The sequence below is a fragment of the Microbacterium capsulatum genome (assembly GCF_030865425.1).
Lineage (GTDB): Bacteria > Actinomycetota > Actinomycetes > Actinomycetales > Microbacteriaceae > Microbacterium > Microbacterium capsulatum.
Window position 1 is genome coordinate 388,000 of the sequence record NZ_JAVFCB010000001.1, and the last position, 17,662, is coordinate 405,661.

Consider the following 17,662-nt stretch of genomic DNA (forward strand, 5'->3'; position numbering starts at 1 on the left):
AGTCCGGGGCGGTGGCCAAGCTGGTCAAGGCAGTGGGCTCATAACCCAACGATCGCGGGTTCAAGTCCCGCCCGCCCCACCGGCATTGAATGTACCCTTGCGGTTACGTAACCGTAAGGGTACATTCGCCTCATGGACGCCGTGCTGCACGCTCTCGCCGACCCGAGCCGGCGCGCCGTGCTCGGAATCCTGCGCGACCACGACGCGACGGCGGGCGAACTCGCCGACGCGCTGCCGATCGCGCGACCCGGCGTCTCCCGCCATCTGCGGGTGCTGCGCGAGGCCGGGCTGGTCGAGGTGCGGCAGGACGCCCAGCACCGCATCTACCGTCTCCACCCGGAGGCGCTGATCGACCTCGACGACTGGCTGGGCCCGTATCGGGATCTGTGGATCCAGCGCCTCGGCGCCCTCCACACCGAGATCGCACGAGGGAAGAAGGACAGGACATGAGCATGATCGCGACGATGCGTGCGCTCGACGACACCCGGGGCGCCGTCCGCATCGAGGACGTCTACGACACCGACATCGACGACCTCTGGCACGCGTGCACGGATCCGGATCGCCTGTCGCGCTGGATCGCGCGGGTCTCCGGCGACCTGCGGGTCGGCGGCATGATCGAGGCGGAGTTCACCAGCGCCTGGGTCGGCACGCTGCGGATCGAGATCTGCGAGGCGCCGCGGCACCTCCTGCTCACCCAGCTCCCCGGCACGGACGAGGAGGGCGTGATCGAGGTCTGGCTGTCCGAGGAGGGCGATCGTGCCCGGCTCGTCGTCGAGGACCGTGGCCTGCCGCAGCCCGACGTCCACTATCACGCGGCCGGCTGGCAGGCGCATTTCGAGGATCTCGCGCACACGCTCGCGACGGGCGCCGGGCCGCATCCCGACGGCTGGCCGGCCGGCGAATTCGCTCCGTCCTGGGAGGCGCGCTGGCGCGAGCTCACCGAGGAGTACGCCGCGGCCCGCCTCGCGTGACGGACGGGCCGCGGAGGCGGTCCGGACGCGTCAGCGGATCCGGCGGTCGTGCGCGAGGTCGATGAGACGCTCGAGCACCGGTCCGGAGCGCAGCCCGTTGTGCTCGTGCTCGCTCGTGATCCAGAGCTTCACGTCGGGCATGAGCGCGGCCGTCTCCAGGGAGTACTCGACCGGCACGTAGACGTCGTTCACGTAGACGGCTGCGGCGCCCCGGGCACCGGATGCGGCGATCGCGGCCGGGTCGTAGATCACGGGCCACTCGTGCTCCGCGAGGGCGAGCGTGACGTCGCGCCAGGGCTGGAACGCCGGCACGGTCTCGGTCCACTCGCTGTGGATGTGCTCGCCGGTGAACAGCGTCACGTCCTCGGCGAAATCGGCGGGCAGGACCCGCTCGGCGGACCAGCGGGTGGCGTGGCCGTTCGCGTAGCTCGACTCGTGGAACACGAAGTACAGCGGGTTGCGGCCGCCGAACGGCATCGCGTCGCGCAGGTCGTAGCGGAACGCGTTCGTGGAGGGATCCCGCTCGAGCAGCTGCCAGAGGGTCTGCCAGCCGTCGTTCGTGCCCAGGGCCGAGCCGACCGAGCGCATCCGCGACGGCGAGACGACCTCGCCGTCGGGCAGCGTGATGCCGCCGACCGCGGCGAGGTCGACGAGCCGGCGCATCCGGTCGCGGTGCTCCGGGAAGCGCCGGTAGTAGCGCTCCGACTCGGTGCGCATCTTGTCGTAGCAGAGCGCGTAGACGTCGTCCGGGGTGCGGGTGAGCGTGCTGAGGCCCCCGGTGATGTAGACGCGGTCGAGCGACGCGGCGTCCGTGGAGAGGTACGCGAGGGTCGTGAAGCCGCCGAAGGACTGGCCGAGCACGTTCCAGCTCACTGCGCCCAGGTGCTCGCGCAGCGCCTCGCAGTCGCGCACGATCGAGTCGGCGCGCAGGTGGGTGAGGTGCTCGGCGACGGCCGCGGCGCCGCGCTCCAGGATCCCGTCCGCGACCGGCGTCGAGCGCCCGGTGCCGCGCTGGTCGATCATGACGACCCGGTGGTGCGCGAGCGCCTGATCCAGCCAGGCGGGTGAGGCGGGCGCGTGCATCGCGCGCGGTGCCTCGGATCCCGGCCCGCCCTGCAGGAACACCAGGTACGGGAGGTCCTCGCCGCCCTCTCGGCTCACGACCGACGCGAACACGTCGATCGTGCGGGTGTCGGCCGGATCCGACCACACCAGCGGCACGGTGAGCGTGTGCTCCTCGAGGGTCAGGTCCATCACCCGGCGGCGTCGCACGGGGGCTGCAGTCACGGTCATCACATCACATTCCCGATGTAGGAGTACTTCACGAACACCTCGGTCGCAAGGCCCGACTCCTCCAGGAGGCCCTGCACCGCACTCATCATGTATTTCGAGTCCCAGCCCATGTAGAGGTGGTGGTCCTCATCCAACTCGTCCCACTGGCCCTTCCACGCCGTCTCCTCGTAGATCGGACCGCCGTTGCGGGCGTTGAACGCCATCAGCGCCTCGCGGGTGTCGGTCCAGCCGCGCCGGAACACCCGGTTGAACAGGTACTTCACGTCCGGCACGTCCCAGCGCTCCCCGCGGTACTCGACGTAGTCGAACTCGCGCTCCCAGCCGGACGGCCAGCCGCGGCGGCGGACCGCGTCGAGGATCGGGGTGAGGCCGTCGTCGTCGATGTCGGTGACGGCGGGGCGCTGCCAGATGCGCAGGAAGGCGTCGGTGAGTGCGGCCGTGCGCTGGGAGATCGCCGCGGTGCCCCAGGACTCGAGCTCGCCGAGCGCCGCCGTCCCCGCGATCGCGCTGCGCCGGTAGTCGCCGCGCTTGGCGGGGAAGGAGTCGCCGAACACGCGCTCCGCGAGCGGCTGCTCGATCAGGGCGAGATTGCCGAGGGTGGACGCGAGCGCGCGATGGCTGTTCTGCTCGTCCTCGCTGTACTCACTCCACAGCCGCACACCGTCGCCCGACCAGTTGTTGTGCGGCGCCGGGGGGACGACGTACTCGACGTCGAACCCGTCCGGATCCTGCAGGCCCTCGAGCCGGCCGAGCACGTACAGCGCGTGCGGCAGGTCGGTGAACTTGAGAGAGACCCGGATCCGCTCGTCGGAGGGGGTGATCCGGGCGAACGCCTTGAGCAGCTGCTCGGGCCCCTCGCTGCGGGCACGGCAGAGCCGGGCGATCAGGCGGTCCGTCGGCACGCCGACGACGGCGCGGCGCAGCAGGAGCGACTGGATCCGTTCGAGCGTGCGGATCAGCTCGTCCTTGTCGATGACGCCGAGCTGGTGGTCGCGGTAGGCGCTCATCACGAGCGGGTAGGTCGCCTTGCCGAACGTGTTCACGTAGGCGAGCTGCCGGCGGATCTCGGGATCCGGCTCCTGCGAGGGATCCAGCAGCACCCGGTAGATGTCGGAGTACTCGCGCCACACCTCCGCCTGCGCGTGCAGGGTCGCGAGGTCGGGGCGGGGGAACTCGTGGCGGAACGCGCTGTACACGCCGTGCTCGCCCGCGACGGCGACCTCGCGGCCCGTCGTCATGATGAGGAAGTGCCGCCAGAACGCGCCGATCGCCTCGCCCGTGCTGCGCTCGATCGGCAGCCAGAAGTCCTCCTCGACCTGGCGTTGCTCGGAGTGGGACAGCCCCATGAGCACGTAGTTGTGGATGAGCTCGTGGTCGCGCAGCGGCTCGCCGGTCGAGTTCAGGCTCTCGAAGATCTGCTGCGCGTTGGCGTCGGCGTCGAGGGTGATCGACACGTGCTCGAGACGCTGCAGCCCGCGCCAGATCCGCGGCGCCTCGTCGGCGTGCACCTGCGAGCGGAAGAAGGCGTAGTTGTCGTCGAACCGCGACTCGCGCTCCTCGCCGCCGCGGCGGTCGAGCACGACCGACTCGAACAGGTGCGCCCACGCGTCGTGCGGTCGCAGCTTCGTCCGGTCGGGGTCGTCCGCACGCACGAGCACCCGATGCAGCTCCGCGGCGAAGGCCGGATCCGACTCCCGCACCGAGTGGTGCAGCGCGGCGATGAGCAGCATCAGGGTGGTGAGGCGCTGCTGCCCGTCGATGAGGACGAGGTCGGCGTCGGCGCTGTCGACGTCACGGAGGGCGACGTCCTCGGCGGAGAGGATCGAGCCGATGAAGTGCCGGTGCGCGTCGTCCTCGTCGGCGACCGCGCGGATGTCGGTGAGCAGCTGCTCGCACCCGCCGATGTCCCAGCGGTACTGCCGCTGGTAGACCGGCACCACGATCGTGGTGGAGTCCTTGGAGAGCCACTCGATCGTGCTGACTGCGGTTGCCTCGACGTTGGTGGCCCTGCTCATGCTGCTGCGCTGCTCCTCGGATCGACCCTGCGTGATCCAGTCTATTTGCGGTCCACGCGGGCGCCGATATTCACGGCCGCTCCTCCGGGCGCGCCGAGGGCCCGCTGTTAGGCTGGCCTAAGAAGGGCCTGTTAAAACGTGCTGGCCCCTTATGAAAGGACATGACTCGCTCATGGCATACATCAAGTCCGCCGCGCTCGAGGACAAGGGATTCGTCGTCCTCGACAGCTACAACCAGGAGCTCGACCCCAAGGAGTGGCTCGACATCGAGTACAACGACTGGAAGTCGTCGGGCGACACCCGCTTCGCCCCGCTCGCGTCCGCCAAGGGCGAGATCGAGTGCAACGGCTTCTGGAACCACGTGCCGCCGCGCACGGACAAGGACGGCGTCTGGATCGACGCGCAGACCTCCAAGGCCCCCAACCTGACGCGTCGCGCGCAGGAGCCCGGCGCGAACGTCGGCCGCTGCCGGGTCATCGAGCTGCAGCCCACGCCGTACGGCGAGTGCCTCTACAACCTGCACCAGGACGACAACAACCGCCTCAACCCGGACGGCACCGGCTGGGTCGTGCGCGGCTTCTTCAACCTCACCGACGACAAGGACAGCTACTTCGTCCTGCGCGAGAACCGCACCGACCCGAGCGTCGAGTACCGCATCGCCCTCCCGGCCGGCGCGCAGCTGATCGTCGACACCCAGCGCCTCTGGCACGCCGCCACCCACAACGGCACCGAGCCGCGCTACTGCCTCATCACCTCGTGGACCTCGGGCCCCGAGCTCGACGCCTACATCGAGAAGTACAACGGCACCCAGGACGTGGAGAACTACGCCGTCGACCAGGCGATCCTGGACGCCGGCTACGAGGAGCAGGCGCGTCGTGACGCCGCCCGTGCCGCGTACTACGCCGCCAAGGGTCAGAAGGAGAAGATCGCGATGAGCGAGGCCTGAGCCTCCGCGTCGCTTTCGAGGGCCTGAGCCCGGTCTCGCACCGGGCTCAGGCCCTCTCTTCGTGTCCGCGGGCTCAGCCCCCGACCAGGCTCGCCACGGACGCGCCGACGCCCCAGAGCGCGTACCCGGCGAGGGGCAGTGTGAGCAGCCACTCCCGCCAGGATCCGGCGTGGCCGAGGATCGGGACGGCGAAGAAGCCGTTCGGCTTCCAGACGTGCCGGATGATCGGGGTCGCCTGGATGAGCCGGGGCGCCTTCGGTCGGAGCGGCCAGAGGAACGGGACGCCTTCGATGGTGAGGGCGTCGCCGATCAGGTGCACGAGGAAGCCGAGGCCGATGCAGAGCGGCAGCCAGTCGAACTCGGCGGGCGCCCAGAGCAGCACGGCGGCGGCCATGAGCGCGCCGATCAGCCACGCGAGCCGCCAGGACTTCGCGAGCCTCAGCACCTTCGTCGCGAACGTCGTGCACGCGAGGACCGCGGCCGCGGATCCGACCTGCAGGGCGTGATCCCATCCGGGCGGCGTCCAGTGCACGAACGACAGGGCATAGGTGCCGAGGGCGATGCCGACGACGGCGAGCAGCGAATGCATCCCGTGGCGGTGGCCGCCGGTGAGTCGCCCGACCGTGCCGGCGACGACCCTCCCGGCGACCGGGAGGGAGTGCGCGATCGTGGCGTTGTGGTGGTCGGCATCGGGCAGGAGCGCGGCCCCCGCCGCGACGAGGGAGCCGAGGACGACCGTCGACGGGGTCATCGGATGGATCCCCAGGGCGGGGACGGCGGTGGCGGTGACGGCCACCCAGGCGGCGGCGCCGCTGATGGCGTGGGAGGTTCCCATCATGGCTGGCTCCTGGTCAGCGGGGCGGGCGGGGAAGACTGCTCTCGAGGGCCGAGGCCGGGAGGAACAGCGACATCCATCGTGCCAGGGCGATCCGACATCGCCCCCCGACCGGCGGAGACCACCCGGTCCGTGTCCGTTTCGCAATGAGTTACATCCTTGTGATTTCGCTGGGTATCGGTGAGAATGGGCGCATAACCGCATACCGCCGTGCTTCGCGGATCAGGTCGTAGGGGAAGACGCACCTGATGAAACGGAGACAACATGGCGACAGCACAAGCACGCGGGGTGGTGTACATCCACTCCGCACCGCGCGCGCTCTGCCCGCACCTGGAATGGGCGGTCGGACGCGCTATCGGGCGCGCCGTCAACTTCGAATGGTCGGAGCAGCCCGTCCTCGACGGTGCCCGCCGGGCCGAGTTCTACTGGGACGGCCCCATCGGCACCGGTGCCGTCCTCGCCACCGCGATCCGCGGCTGGGAGCACCTCCGCTTCGAGGTCACCGAGGACCCCACGCCGCGCAGCGACGGCGGCCGCTGGCTGCACACGCCGGATCTCGGCGTGCACTACGCGCAGACCGACGCCGCCGGCAACATCGTGATCGGCGAGGACCGGATCCGTTACGCCCTGGAGATCTCCGCCGGCAGCGCGGCGGAACTGCAGCGCGAACTCGACGTCGCGCTGGGGACCGCCTGGGACGACGAGCTGGAGCCGTTCCGGCACGCGAGCGACGACGCCCGCGTCGTGTGGCTGCACAAGGTCGGGTAGTCGCAGGACGGAGGACTCGTGTGATCCGGTCCCTGAGCCTGTCGAAGGGCCGGGTCACACGAAGGGACGAGGGCCGGAGAGGCGTCACTATCGGGGGTCGGAGAGCAGGGACCCGGAACCCGAGACAGCGAATCCCCGGCCCACAACCGGAGAAAAACTGAACATCATCACGAGAATCGCCCCGGCTGCTTCGATGAGGAAGCGACCGGGGCGATACTCGTGCGGGCGGGATCAGCCCGGGTAGTCCGCGAAGGCGACGACGGCGTTGTGGCCGCCGAACCCGAAGGAGTTGCTGATCGCGAGCTGCGGGCCGTCGCCGAGGGGCTGGGGCTCGCCGGACAGCTTGAACGGCACGGCCGGATCCGGCTCGGTCATGTTGATCGTCGGCGGGGCGACGCGGTCGCGCAGCGCGAGCACCGTGTACACGGCCTCGAGCGCGCCGGTGCCGCCGAGCAGGTGACCGGTCGACGCCTTGGTCGCCGACACGGGGATCTCGTCGATCCGGGAGCCGAAGACGCGCTTCAGCGCCTCGTACTCGTTCGGGTCGCCGACCGGGGTCGAGGTGGCGTGCGCGTTGATATGGGTGACCTGGTCGGGGGTCGCGCCGGCCTGGGCGAGGGCCTGCTCGACGGCGCGGGCGGCGCCGGCGCCCTCCGGGTCGTTGCCGGTGATGTGGTACGAGTCGGCCGAGACGCCGCCGCCGACGAGGTACGCGTAGATCTTGGCTCCGCGGGCCTTGGCGTGCTCCTCGGTCTCCAGGACCAGGGCCGCACCGCCTTCGCCCATGACGAAGCCGTCGCGGTCGATCGCGCCGGGGCGCGAGGCGTGCTCCGGGTCGTCGTTGCGCCGGGAGAGCGCCTGCGCGGAGGCGAACGAGGCCATGGTGATCGGGTGGATCGCGGACTCCGCGCCACCGGCGATGACGACGTCGGCCAGGCCGTCCTGCAGGTGCTCGTAGGCGTTCGCGATCGACTCCGTGCTGGAGGCGCAGGCGGAGACCACCGTGCGGGCGAAGGCCTTGGCGTTGAAGTGCAGGGAGAGGTTGCCCGCGCCGGCGTTCGGCATGAGCATCGGGACTGTCAGCGGCATGACGCGGCGCGGACCCTTCTCGCGCAGCGTGTCCCACGCATCCAGCAGGGTCCAGACGCCGCCGATGCCGGTCGCCCAGTCGATGCCGAGGCGCTCGGGGGCGATGTCCGGGGCGCCGGCGTCCTCCCAGGCCTCACGGGCGGCGATCAGCGCGAACTGGGTGGACGGGTCGAGGCGCTTGGCCTCGTGCCGCGGCAGGACCTCCTCGGGGCGGACGGACGCCTCTGCGGCGAACGTCACCGGGATCTGGTACTGCTCGATCCACTCGTGCGTCAGCGTGTGCGTGCCGGAGACGCCGGCGAGCAGGTTCGCCCAGTTCTCCGGGGCGGTGCCGCCCAGGGCGGATGTGGCGCCGATGCCGGTGACGACGATGCGCTTGGTCATGCAGGTTCCTTCTGAGGGATGGGGTGGGGGAGAGGAGGATGCCACGCCCCGCGCCCTTCGACGGGCTCAGGGACCGGGGGTGGCATCCGCAGATGTCACTCCTGGCCGGCGACGATGAAGTTCACGGCGTCACCGACGGACTTGAGGTTCTTGACCTCGTCGTCGGGGATGGTGACACCGAACTTCTCCTCGGCGTTGACGACGATCGTCATCATCGAGATCGAGTCGATGTCCAGATCGTCGGTGAAGGACTTCTCCAGCGCGACCTCCGAGGCGTCGATGCCGGTCTCGTCGGTGATGAGCTCTGCAAGGCCGGCGAGGACCTCGTCGTTGCTGAAAGCCATGGTTTCCTCTTTCTATGGGGTTGTTTCGGAACCGGTGAACAGTCTAGGGAACGGCGCGCCCGGTCAGGGCAGCACGACCACCTGCGCGCCGAAGACCAGACCGGCGCCGAAGCCGATCTGCAGCGCGAGGCCTCCGCTGAGCTCCGGGTGCTCCTGGAGCAGCCGGTGCGTGGCGAGCGGGATGGACGCGGCCGAGGTGTTGCCGGTGGTCTCGATGTCACGGGCGATGACGGTCGTCTCGGGCAGCTTCAGCTGCTTGGCGAACTCGTCCACGATGCGCATGTTGGCCTGGTGCGGGATGAACGCGGCGAGGTCGGATGCCGCGACGCCGGCCTGCTCGAGGGCCTGCTTCGCGACCTTCGCCATCTCCCAGACGGCCCAGCGGAAGACGGTCGGGCCCTCCTGGCGCAGCGTCGGCCACGGGGCCACGCCGTCGCGGAACTCGGTGAGGGTGTGGTTCATGCCCACCGCGTCGGCCTTGGAGCCGTCGGATCCCCACACGGTGGCGGAGATGCCGGGGGTGTCGCTCGGGCCGATCACGACGGCGCCCGCGCCGTCGCCGAGCAGGAAGGAGATGCTGCGGTCGGTCGGGTCGACGATGTCGGAGAGCTTCTCCGCGCCGATCACGAGGGCGTGGTGGGCGGCGCCGGCGCGGATGAGGGCGTCGGCCTGGGCGACCGCGTACGCGTAGCCGGCGCAGGCGGCGTTGATGTCGTACGCGGCGGCGGGGTTGGCGCCGACCCGGTCGGCGACGATCGCGGCGACCGAGGGGGTCTGCTTGGGGTTGCTGATCGTGGCGACGATGACGACGTCGATGTCGGAGGGGGCGACGCCGGACTTCTCGACGGCCTCCTTCGCGGCGGAGGTGGAGAGGTCGATCGCGTCCGTGGTGGCGACCGCACGGGTGCGGGTGATGATGCCGGTGCGCTGGCGGATCCACTCGTCGCTCGAGTCGATGGGGCCGATGAGGTCGTCGTTCGGCACCGCGTTCTCGCCGCGGGCCGCGCCGACCGAGTAGATGCGCGTGTACGCGGGGCCCGTGGACTGCTTGAGCGTGGTCATGCTGCTTCTCCGTTCAGCAGCGCCACGGCCGCTTCGAGGTCTTCGGGGGTCTTCACGGCGACGGCGGGCGTGCCGCGCAGTCCGCGCTTCGCGAGGCCGGTGAGGGCTCCGGCAGGGGTCAGCTCGATGAGGCCGGTGATGCCGTTCTCGGCGAACGAGGCCATGCACAGGTCCCAGCGGACCGGGGAGGACACCTGCGCGACGAGGTAGTCGAGCGCGGTGGCACCGGACGTGACGACGGAACCGTCGCGGTTGGTCCAGAGGGTGACGGTCGGGTCGGCGGCGGCGACGCCGTCGACGGCGGCGCGGAGCGTCTGGACGGCCGGGGCCATGTACGACGTGTGGAAGGCGCCGGCGACCTTGAGCGGCATGACACGGGATCCCTTGACCGGGGTCTCGGCGAGCTCGGCGAGGGCCGGGAGGGCCCCGGCCGCGACGATCTGGCCGCCACCGTTGTAGTTCGCAGGGGTCAGCTCGAGCTCGGCTAGGCGGGCGAGCACCTCTTCCTCGTCGCCGCCGAGCACGGCGCTCATGCCGGTCGGGGTCTGCGCGGCGGCGTCCGCCATCGCGCGTCCGCGGATTCCGACGAGGCGCATGGCGTCCAGGTCGGACACGACGTCCGCGCCGACGAGCGCGGCCAACTCGCCCACGGAGTGGCCGGCGATCCCGTCGGCCTGGCGCCCTGCGCGCTCGTGCAGGACCTTGGCGGCGACCAGCGAAGCGGCCACGATCAGCGGCTGGGCGATCCGGGTGTCGCGGATCGTGTCGGCGTCCGACTCGGTGCCGTGCAGGACGAGGTCCACCTCAGCGGCCTCGGAGTACGCGGCGAGATCCTCCGCGACGCCCTCCAGCTCGAGCCAAGGGGAGAGGAAACCAGGGGTCTGAGAGCCCTGACCAGGGCACGCGAGGACGATCACTCCTCCAGTCTGCCAACGATCCGGCGGATCCGGTGGCTCAACCCTCACAAGAATCCGAAGATCGGTTGTGCGAGTGTGACAGATCGTGCGGTACCGGGCGTGTCGAAGGGCCGGAGCGGATGCTTGCGACCCTTCGACAGGCTCCGGGAGCGGGCCGACGTCAGCGCGGACGGCGGGGCCGCAGGCCCCGGCGCACCGGCTCGGCCGTGCCGATCGTGCCGAGGACGAGCGCCGTCTGCAGGATGAACGCCTCGCGCGGACCCGTCGCGTCCCAGCCGATGACTTCGCTGATCCGCTTCAGCCGGTACCGCACCGTGTTCGGGTGCACGAACAGCTCGCGCGCCGTCGCCTCGAGCGAGCGGCCGTTGTCGAGGTAGCTCCACAGGGTCGTGACGAGGTCGGTGGAGTGGTCGTGCAGCGGGCGGAACACGCGTTCGATGAGGGTCTGCTTGGCCAGCGGGTCGCCGGCGATGGCCCGCTCCGGGAGCAGCTCGTCCGCATCCACCGGCCGGGGCGCGCCGCGCCACGACCGCGCCACCGCGAACCCGGCGAGCGCCGCTCGGGCACTCTGGCCCGCGTCGACGAGCGCCGCCACGGCGGGGCCGACGACGACGTACCCGGGCCCGAACGACGGCTCGAGCGTGCGCGCGATCTCGGTGAAGGAGAACTCGTCCGACTCTCCGCCGTCCTCGCGCCCCTCCAGCTTGGCGCGCCCGACCACGAGCACGAGCCGCGATCCCTGCACGCCGATCAGCACGTCGACCGCGAGTTTGCGTGCGGTGCGGCGGACCTGATCGACGTCGAACTGCGGCGGCGTGGTGCCGACGATGACGCAGACCTCGCCGTGGCCGTGCCAGCCGAGCGCGGCGATCCGGCTGGGCAGCTCCTCGTCAGCCTCGCCGGTGAGGATCGAGTCCACCACGAGCGCCTCGAGGCGCGCATCCCACAGACCCCGCGCCTCCGCCGCCCGCGCGTACACGTCGGCCGCGGCGAAGGCCACGTCGCGGGAGTACAGCAGGATCGCGTCGCGCAGCTCGCCGTTCTTGCCGGCCACGCGCTCCTCGGTCACCGCGACGGTGACCCGGATCAGCTGCAGGGTCTGCTGCAGGCTCACGCTGCGCAGCAGCTCCCGCGGCGCGGCCGCGAAGATGTCGGCCGCGATCCACGGCGTCGATGTCGGGTCGTCGTACCACTGGATGAACGAGGTGATGCCGGCCTGGGCCACCAGCCCGACGGCGGAGCGTCGGGCCGGCGGCATCTCGGCGTACCACGGCAGCGAATCCTCGAGGCGCTGCAGGGTGGCCGTGGCCAGGTCGCCGGAGATGCGGCGCAGCCACGCCAGCGTCTCCGGCTTGGTCATCTCGGCCGGTCTCTTCGCGGAGGACGTCACGCCGGCGTCAGCTCTCGCCGCCCGCGTTTCCGCTGGCGCCCGCCTTCACGTTGTACAGGTCGTACTTCGCGATCGCCTGGGCCACGACGGAGCGATCCATCCTGCCCTCGTCGGCCAGGGCCTGCAGGGTGCGGACCACCATCGACGGGCCGTCGATCTTGAAGAAGCGACGAGCCGCGGCACGGGTGTCGGCGAAGCCGAAGCCGTCGGCGCCGAGCGTGTAGTACCGGCCGGGGATCCACTGGCGGATCTGGTCCTGCACCGCGTGCATGTAGTCGCTCGTCGCGATGAACGGGCCCTCTGCATCCTGCAGCTTGGTGGTCAGGTAGGCGGTGCGCGGCTCCTGCTCCGGGTGCAGGAAGTTGTGCTCGTCGGCGGCGAGGCCGTCGCGGCGCAGCTCGTTCCAGGAGGTGACCGACCACACATCCGCGGACACGCCCCAGTCGTCGCGCAGCAGCTGCTGCGCCTCGAGCGCCCACGGCACGCCGACGCCGGAGGCGAGCAGCTGAGCGCGGTGGCCCTCCCCGGATCCCGTCGACACCCGGTGCAGACCCCGCACGATCCCGTCGACGTCCACGTCCTCCGGCTCCGCCGGCTGGCGCATCGGCTCGTTGTAGACGGTCAGGTAGTACATGACGTCCGGATCCGGGTGCGTGCCGCCGTACATCCGCTCGACGCCGGACTGCACGATGTGCGCGACCTCGTAGCCGTACGCCGCGTCGTAGACGAGCGTGGCCGGGTTGGTCGAGGCCAGCAGCGGCGAGTGGCCGTCCGCGTGCTGTGTGCCCTCACCGGTCAGCGTGGTGCGTCCGGCGGTCGCGCCGATCACGAAGCCGCGCGTCATCTGGTCGCCCGCGGCCCAGAAGGCGTCGCCGGTGCGCTGGTAGCCGAACATCGAGTAGAAGATGTAGATCGGGATGAGCGGCTGGCCGTGCGTCGAGTACGCGGTGCCGGTCGCGGTGAACGCCGCGGTGGCCCCGGCCTCGTTGATGCCGACGTGGATCAGCTGACCCTGCGGGCTCTCCTTGTAGGCGAGCAGCAGCTCCCGGTCGACCGAGGTGTAGTTCTGACCGTTCGGGTTGTAGATCTTGGCCGTCGGGAAGTAGGCGTCCATGCCGAACGTGCGTGCCTCGTCCGGGATGATCGGGACGACCCGCTCGCCGAAGCCCTTCACGCGCATGAGGTCCTTGACCATGCGCACGAACGCCATGGTCGTGGCGATCTCCTGGTTGCCGGATCCCTTCTTGGGCGCCGAGTAGTCCTTGTCTTGCGGCAGTTCCAGCCCGACGTGGGTGGTGCGCCGCTCGGGCAGGAAGCCGCCCAGGTCGCGGCGGCGCTCCAGCATGTACTGGATCGTCTCGTCGCCCGCTCCCGGGTGGTAGTACGGCGGGCGGTACGGGTCGGCCTCGAGCTGCGCGTCCGAGATCGGGATGTGCATGGTGTCGCGGAACAGCTTGAGGTCGTCCAGCGTCATCTTCTTCATCTGGTGGGTCGCGTTTCGCGCCTCGAAGTGCGGGCCGAGGCCGTAGCCCTTGACCGTCTTCGCGATGATGACGGTCGGCTGGCCCTTGTGCTCCATGGCCGCCTTATAGGCCGCGTACACCTTCCGGTAGTCGTGGCCGCCGCGGCGCAGGTGCCAGATCTGGTCGTCGGAGTAGTCCTCGACCAGGGCGAGGGTGCGCTCGTCGCGACCGAAGAAGTTCTCCCGCACGTACGCGCCGTTCTCCGACTTGTACGTCTGGTAGTCGCCGTCCGGGGTCACGTTCATGAGGTTCAGCAGGGCGCCCTCGGTGTCGCGGGCGAGCAGCGCGTCCCACTCCCGGCCCCAGACCACCTTGATGACGTTCCAGCCCGCGCCGCGGAAGAAGCTCTCCAGCTCCTGGATGATCTTGCCGTTGCCGCGCACCGGGCCGTCGAGGCGCTGCAGGTTCGCGTTGATCACGAAGGTGAGGTTGTCCAGGCCCTCGTTGGCGGCGACCTGGAGCTGACCGCGCGACTCGACCTCGTCCATCTCGCCGTCGCCGAGGAACGCCCACACGTGCGAGTCGGCGACGTCCTTGATGCCGCGGTTGGCGAGGTACTTGTTCGTCATCGCCTGGTAGATCGCGTTGATCGGGCCGAGACCCATCGACACGGTCGGGAACTGCCAGAACTCCGGCATCATCCGCGGGTGCGGGTAGGAGGGCAGGCCGTTCGGCGCGCCGGACTTCTCCTGGCGGAACGCGTCGAGCTGCGTCTCGGTGAGACGGCCCTCGAGGAAGGCGCGCGCGTACATGCCGGGGGAGGCGTGGCCCTGGTAGAAGATCTGGTCTCCGCCGGAGGCGTGGTCGCGGCCCCGGAAGAAGTGGTTGTGGCCGACCTCGTACAGCGACGCGGCGGAGGCGTATGTGGAGATGTGGCCGCCGACGCCGATGCCCGGGCGCTGCGCGCGGTGCACCGTGATCGCGGCGTTCCAGCGGATCCAGTGCCGGTAGCGGCGCTCGAGCTCCTCGTCGCCCGGGAAGGCGGGCTCGTTCTCCGGGGCGATCGTGTTGATGTAGTCCGTCGTCGGGACCATCGGCACGCCCAGGTGCAGCTCCTTGGAGCGCTTGAGCAGGTTCAGCATGATCTCGCGGCCGCGGCCGCGGCCCTTCGCATCGACGAGCTCGTCGAGCGACTGCTGCCACTCGCCGGTCTCTTCCGGGTCGCTGTCGAGCGGGCCCTGCGAGTACGGATCCTGATCGTGAACGGTCACGGGGAGCCTTTCGTCTATCTGGCTGGTCCAGCCAAGGAAAACGGGATAAGACCCGGGGGAGTCTTGTCGACTCCGCACAACGGTCGCGGACTCAGCCTAGTCACAATCCGCGGGTGCCGAGCGGTGGTGGCGGCGGCGTCCCGATTGCTACGCTCATGCCCAGCCGCCGGGTCCGGCTCCAGCGGTCCTGATGGGCGACGACGCCCGCCAGTGTGCCGTCACCGCGCCGGACGAGCACCAGGAGCACCGATGACGTCGTCCCCCTCGCCGGCCTCTCCGCGCGGTCTCTCCGGCGCGATCCGGCGCGCTCCGCTGATCTCCTACTTCGTGATCGCCTTCCTCGGGTCGTGGCTGGTCTGGCTGCCCTGGAACCTCTCGGATGAGGCGTGGGGCGTCCTGCATTACCGGGTGCCGTTCGACAACATGGTGATCGTCGGCGCATCGACGTTCACGGGTCCGTTCCTGGGCGCGGTCGTCGTGACGGCCGTGACCGAGGGGCGCGGCGGCGTGGCGCGGTTCTTCCGGCGCTTCGTGCGCTGGCGCGTCGGCGGGCGCTGGTACGTCCTCGCGCTGTTCGGGCTGCCGGTGTTCGCGACGCTGGGCGCTCTCGCGATCCCGGGGGTCGTCGTGTCATTCACCCCGATCGACCCCCTGCCGACCGCAGTCGGCTACGTCTGGTTCTTCGTCTGGCCGGTCACGATCATCGGCGGGCCGCTGGGGGAGGAGCCGGGATGGCGCGGATTCGCCCAGGAGCGGATCCAGGCGCGGTTCGGGCCGCTGCTCGGCACGATCGTGCTGGGAGTGCTCTGGGGCGTCTGGCACGCGACGATCTGGTTCAGCGGACAGTGGACGGTGCCGAGCTGGCAGAACATGGTCGCGTTCACCGTGTGGATCACCGCGGTGAGCGTGTTCTACACGTGGGTCTGCAACCGCAGCGGCGGCAGCATCCTCATCGCGATCCTGATCCACAGTGCGATGGACGCCTTCCCGAACTTCGTGCTGTTCCCGATGTTCCCCCAGCTCGGCACGATGACCGCGTCGGGCGTGCTGAACGCGTACTACGCGAACGTCATCGGCTACGGGATCCTGGCGATCATCGTGATCGTCGCGACGAAGGGCCGGCTCGGAATGGACCGGGTGGCCGTCGGCGCGGACCGGCCGGGGGTGACCCGGGTCGCAGACTCGCGCTGAGCGCCGCTCGGCGCGCGCGTGCGCCCGGCTAAGGTGGACCTGCGCGCCTATAGCTCAGTTGGTTAGAGCACCTCGCTTACACCGAGGGGGTCGGGAGTTCGAGTCTCTCTGGGCGCACCGCGTCTCCCGGGTCCCGTGGTTCGGACAGGCGCCCTCCCGGCAGCGCTTTTTCCTCGTGCGGCTTATGCCAGGCTGGTGCCATGAAGCTTCCGCACGATGACGTCGATCCGGGTGGCCTGCTGGAGTACTCGGTGGTCTTCACCGACCGCTCGCTCAATCACATGTCCGCGCGCTTCATCGGGGTGATGCAGAGCATCCAGGCGGATCTGCGTGCCGCGTACGGCGCGTCCACGACGGCGATCGTGCCCGGCGGCGGCACCTACGCGATGGAGGCCGTCGCCCGCCAGCTGGCGACGGGGCGGCGCTGCCTCGTCGTCCGCAACGGGCTGTTCTCGTACCGCTGGTCGCAGATCCTGGACATGGGGGCGATCGCGCAGAACGTCGTCGTCTGCACCGCGCGTCCCGTCGACGACGCTCCGCAGGCGGCCTGGGCGCCCGCCCCGATCGACGAGGTCGTGGCGGCGATCCGAGCCCAGCGCAGCGAGGTCGTCTTCGCTCCGCACGTGGAGACGGCGGCGGGGATCCTGCTCCCGGACGACTACGTCCGCGCTCTCGCCGACGCGGTGCACGAGGTCGGTGGTCTGCTCGTGCTCGACGGGATCGCCTCCGGCGCGCTGTGGGTGGACATGGCCGCACTCGGCGTCGACGTGCTGCTCAGCGCTCCGCAGAAGGGCTGGAGCGGATCGCCGGGCGCCGGCTTCGTCATGCTCGGCGACGCGGGCCGGGAGGCGGTCGTGAGCCGTACCTCGTCGAGCTTCGCGGTCGACCTCGGCAAGTGGCTGCAGATCTCCGAGGACTACCGCGAGGGCCGCTCGCCGTATCACGCGACGATGCCCACCGACACGCTGCAGCACAACGCCGCCCTGATGACCGAGACCCGCGAGCGCGGGTTCGAGGCGCTCCGGGCCGCGCAGTGGGACCTCGGCACGAAGGTGCGCGCCGTGCTCGCCGCGCACGGGCTGCCCTCGGTCGCGGCCGACGGCTTCGCCTCGCCGAGCGTCGCCGTCGTGCACACGACCGACCCCGGACTGCGCTCCGGCGCCCGCTTCACGGCGGAGGGCCTGCAGATCGCGGCCGGCGTTCCGCTGCACTGCGGGGAGCCCGCATCGTTCTCGACGCTCCGGATCGGCCTGTTCGGCCTGGACAAGCTCGCCGACGTGGACGGCACGGTGGGCCGGCTGGAGGAGGCCCTCGGCCGGATGGGCGTCTGATGGGCGCGCCGGCGCGTCCGGAGCGCTGCCCCTGCGGCAGCGGGGACGTGCTCGAGGCCTGCTGCGGGCCGATCCTGGCCGGGCGCCCTGCGCCGACGGCGGAGCGGCTGATGCGCTCCCGGTACACGGCGTTCGCGCTCGGCGACGAGGCCCATCTGCTCGGCTCATGGCATGCGTCGACCCGCCCGGATCGGGTCGAGATCGATCCCGAGCTGCGCTGGCTCCGCCTGGACGTGCTCGCCCGCGAGGGCGGCGGCCCGTTCGACTCCACGGGGACCGTGCTCTTCGAGGCGATCCACCGCGACGCAGGCGGACGCGGGGTGCTCCGCGAGCTCAGCCGGTTCGTGCGCGAGGACGGGCGCTGGTACTACGTCGACGGTGTGGTCTCCTGA

Annotated in this window: 16 protein-coding genes and 2 tRNA genes; 9 read left to right on the forward strand and 9 right to left on the reverse strand. The window is 70.5% G+C overall.

Annotated elements, in window-relative coordinates:
- The first annotated feature begins 5 nt into the window (after window positions 1–5).
- The 3 genes from RBR11_RS01840 to RBR11_RS01850 all read left to right on the forward strand — a co-directional run bounded on the left by RBR11_RS01840 (window position 6) and on the right by RBR11_RS01850 (window position 971).
- Window positions 6–79: transfer RNA gene (locus tag RBR11_RS01840), tRNA-Ile, on the forward strand.
- 53 nt (window positions 80–132) lie between these two features.
- Window positions 133–450, forward strand: a complete 318-nt coding sequence (locus RBR11_RS01845; protein ID WP_308487581.1) for an ArsR/SmtB family transcription factor — start codon at window positions 133–135, stop codon at window positions 448–450.
- Window positions 447–971, forward strand: coding sequence for an SRPBCC domain-containing protein (locus RBR11_RS01850; protein WP_308487582.1), 525 nt, complete (start codon window positions 447–449; stop codon window positions 969–971). Before RBR11_RS01845 ends, RBR11_RS01850 begins: the two co-directional genes overlap by 4 nt.
- Window positions 972–1,001: 30 nt before the next feature.
- On the opposite strand, the gene RBR11_RS01855 is transcribed toward RBR11_RS01850, so the two are convergent.
- Both RBR11_RS01855 and RBR11_RS01860 read right to left on the reverse strand, forming a co-directional pair.
- On the reverse strand, window positions 1,002–2,264 hold the full coding sequence (locus tag RBR11_RS01855; RefSeq protein ID WP_308487583.1) for an alpha/beta fold hydrolase: 1,263 nt from the start codon (window positions 2,262–2,264) through the stop codon (window positions 1,002–1,004).
- Window positions 2,264–4,279 carry a DUF262 domain-containing protein gene (locus RBR11_RS01860; RefSeq protein ID WP_308487584.1) on the reverse strand — a complete coding sequence of 672 codons (2,016 nt, stop codon included), beginning with the start codon at window positions 4,277–4,279 and terminating at the stop codon, window positions 2,264–2,266. Before RBR11_RS01860 ends, RBR11_RS01855 begins: the two co-directional genes overlap by 1 nt.
- Before the next feature lie 172 nt (window positions 4,280–4,451).
- Between RBR11_RS01860 and RBR11_RS01865 the strand changes: the two genes are divergently transcribed.
- Window positions 4,452–5,225, forward strand: a complete 774-nt coding sequence (locus tag RBR11_RS01865; RefSeq protein WP_308487585.1) for a hypothetical protein — start codon at window positions 4,452–4,454, stop codon at window positions 5,223–5,225.
- A gap of 73 nt (window positions 5,226–5,298) precedes the next feature.
- Here the strand turns inward: RBR11_RS01865 and RBR11_RS01870 are convergent, their stop codons facing one another.
- Window positions 5,299–6,063, reverse strand: a complete 765-nt coding sequence (locus RBR11_RS01870; protein WP_308487586.1) for a metal-dependent hydrolase — start codon at window positions 6,061–6,063, stop codon at window positions 5,299–5,301.
- A gap of 261 nt (window positions 6,064–6,324) precedes the next feature.
- Between RBR11_RS01870 and RBR11_RS01875 the strand changes: the two genes are divergently transcribed.
- The gene (locus RBR11_RS01875; protein WP_308487587.1) at window positions 6,325–6,828 is read left to right on the forward strand and encodes a DUF3145 domain-containing protein; all 504 of its coding nucleotides are present in this window, start codon (window positions 6,325–6,327) and stop codon (window positions 6,826–6,828) included.
- Window positions 6,829–7,059: 231 nt separating this feature from the next.
- Here the strand turns inward: RBR11_RS01875 and RBR11_RS01880 are convergent, their stop codons facing one another.
- From RBR11_RS01880 to aceE, 6 genes are all read right to left on the reverse strand, one after another.
- A complete protein-coding gene (locus RBR11_RS01880; RefSeq protein WP_308487588.1) occupies window positions 7,060–8,301 on the reverse strand; it encodes a beta-ketoacyl-[acyl-carrier-protein] synthase family protein in 1,242 nt (413 codons plus the stop codon).
- 95 nt (window positions 8,302–8,396) lie between these two features.
- Window positions 8,397–8,645, reverse strand: coding sequence for an acyl carrier protein (locus RBR11_RS01885; RefSeq protein WP_308487589.1), 249 nt, complete (start codon window positions 8,643–8,645; stop codon window positions 8,397–8,399).
- Between the two features lie 63 nt (window positions 8,646–8,708).
- Window positions 8,709–9,707, reverse strand: coding sequence for a beta-ketoacyl-ACP synthase III (locus tag RBR11_RS01890; RefSeq protein WP_308487590.1), 999 nt, complete (start codon window positions 9,705–9,707; stop codon window positions 8,709–8,711).
- On the reverse strand, window positions 9,704–10,624 hold the full coding sequence (locus RBR11_RS01895; RefSeq protein ID WP_308487591.1) for an ACP S-malonyltransferase: 921 nt from the start codon (window positions 10,622–10,624) through the stop codon (window positions 9,704–9,706). Before RBR11_RS01895 ends, RBR11_RS01890 begins: the two co-directional genes overlap by 4 nt.
- Window positions 10,625–10,784: 160 nt before the next feature.
- Window positions 10,785–11,984 carry a PucR family transcriptional regulator gene (locus RBR11_RS01900; RefSeq protein WP_308487592.1) on the reverse strand — a complete coding sequence of 400 codons (1,200 nt, stop codon included), beginning with the start codon at window positions 11,982–11,984 and terminating at the stop codon, window positions 10,785–10,787.
- 37 nt (window positions 11,985–12,021) lie between these two features.
- Window positions 12,022–14,748 carry a pyruvate dehydrogenase (acetyl-transferring), homodimeric type gene (aceE, locus tag RBR11_RS01905; protein WP_308487593.1) on the reverse strand — a complete coding sequence of 909 codons (2,727 nt, stop codon included), beginning with the start codon at window positions 14,746–14,748 and terminating at the stop codon, window positions 12,022–12,024.
- Window positions 14,749–14,997: 249 nt separating this feature from the next.
- On the opposite strand from aceE, the gene RBR11_RS01910 reads away from it, so the two are divergent.
- The 4 genes from RBR11_RS01910 (at window position 14,998) to RBR11_RS01925 (ending at window position 17,662) form a co-directional block, all read left to right on the forward strand.
- Window positions 14,998–15,939 carry a CPBP family intramembrane glutamic endopeptidase gene (locus tag RBR11_RS01910; protein WP_308487594.1) on the forward strand — a complete coding sequence of 314 codons (942 nt, stop codon included), beginning with the start codon at window positions 14,998–15,000 and terminating at the stop codon, window positions 15,937–15,939.
- Window positions 15,940–15,982: 43 nt separating this feature from the next.
- Window positions 15,983–16,056, forward strand: a tRNA-Val gene (locus RBR11_RS01915).
- 83 nt (window positions 16,057–16,139) lie between these two features.
- The gene (locus RBR11_RS01920) at window positions 16,140–17,270 is read left to right on the forward strand and encodes an aminotransferase class V-fold PLP-dependent enzyme (protein WP_308487596.1); all 1,131 of its coding nucleotides are present in this window, start codon (window positions 16,140–16,142) and stop codon (window positions 17,268–17,270) included.
- Window positions 17,270–17,662, forward strand: coding sequence for a YchJ family protein (locus RBR11_RS01925; protein WP_308487597.1), 393 nt, complete (start codon window positions 17,270–17,272; stop codon window positions 17,660–17,662). The genes RBR11_RS01920 and RBR11_RS01925 overlap by 1 nt, the downstream gene beginning before the upstream one ends.

What these genes read in the sequence shown, in the direction of transcription:
- RBR11_RS01845 (WP_308487581.1), top strand. Translation starts at nt 133, where the DNA reads ATGGACGCCGTGCTGCACGCTCTCGCCGACCCGAGCCGGCGCGCCGTG.
- RBR11_RS01850 (WP_308487582.1), top strand. Translation starts at nt 447, where the DNA reads ATGAGCATGATCGCGACGATGCGTGCGCTCGACGACACCCGGGGCGCC.
- RBR11_RS01855 (WP_308487583.1), bottom strand. Translation starts at nt 2,264, where the DNA reads ATGACCGTGACTGCAGCCCCCGTGCGACGCCGCCGGGTGATGGACCTG.
- RBR11_RS01860 (WP_308487584.1), bottom strand. Translation starts at nt 4,279, where the DNA reads ATGAGCAGGGCCACCAACGTCGAGGCAACCGCAGTCAGCACGATCGAG.
- RBR11_RS01865 (WP_308487585.1), top strand. Translation starts at nt 4,452, where the DNA reads ATGGCATACATCAAGTCCGCCGCGCTCGAGGACAAGGGATTCGTCGTC.
- RBR11_RS01870 (WP_308487586.1), bottom strand. Translation starts at nt 6,063, where the DNA reads ATGATGGGAACCTCCCACGCCATCAGCGGCGCCGCCGCCTGGGTGGCC.
- RBR11_RS01875 (WP_308487587.1), top strand. Translation starts at nt 6,325, where the DNA reads ATGGCGACAGCACAAGCACGCGGGGTGGTGTACATCCACTCCGCACCG.
- RBR11_RS01880 (WP_308487588.1), bottom strand. Translation starts at nt 8,301, where the DNA reads ATGACCAAGCGCATCGTCGTCACCGGCATCGGCGCCACATCCGCCCTG.
- RBR11_RS01885 (WP_308487589.1), bottom strand. Translation starts at nt 8,645, where the DNA reads ATGGCTTTCAGCAACGACGAGGTCCTCGCCGGCCTTGCAGAGCTCATC.
- RBR11_RS01890 (WP_308487590.1), bottom strand. Translation starts at nt 9,707, where the DNA reads ATGACCACGCTCAAGCAGTCCACGGGCCCCGCGTACACGCGCATCTAC.
- RBR11_RS01900 (WP_308487592.1), bottom strand. Translation starts at nt 11,984, where the DNA reads ATGACCAAGCCGGAGACGCTGGCGTGGCTGCGCCGCATCTCCGGCGAC.
- RBR11_RS01910 (WP_308487594.1), top strand. Translation starts at nt 14,998, where the DNA reads ATGACGTCGTCCCCCTCGCCGGCCTCTCCGCGCGGTCTCTCCGGCGCG.
- RBR11_RS01920 (WP_308487596.1), top strand. Translation starts at nt 16,140, where the DNA reads ATGAAGCTTCCGCACGATGACGTCGATCCGGGTGGCCTGCTGGAGTAC.
- RBR11_RS01925 (WP_308487597.1), top strand. Translation starts at nt 17,270, where the DNA reads ATGGGCGCGCCGGCGCGTCCGGAGCGCTGCCCCTGCGGCAGCGGGGAC.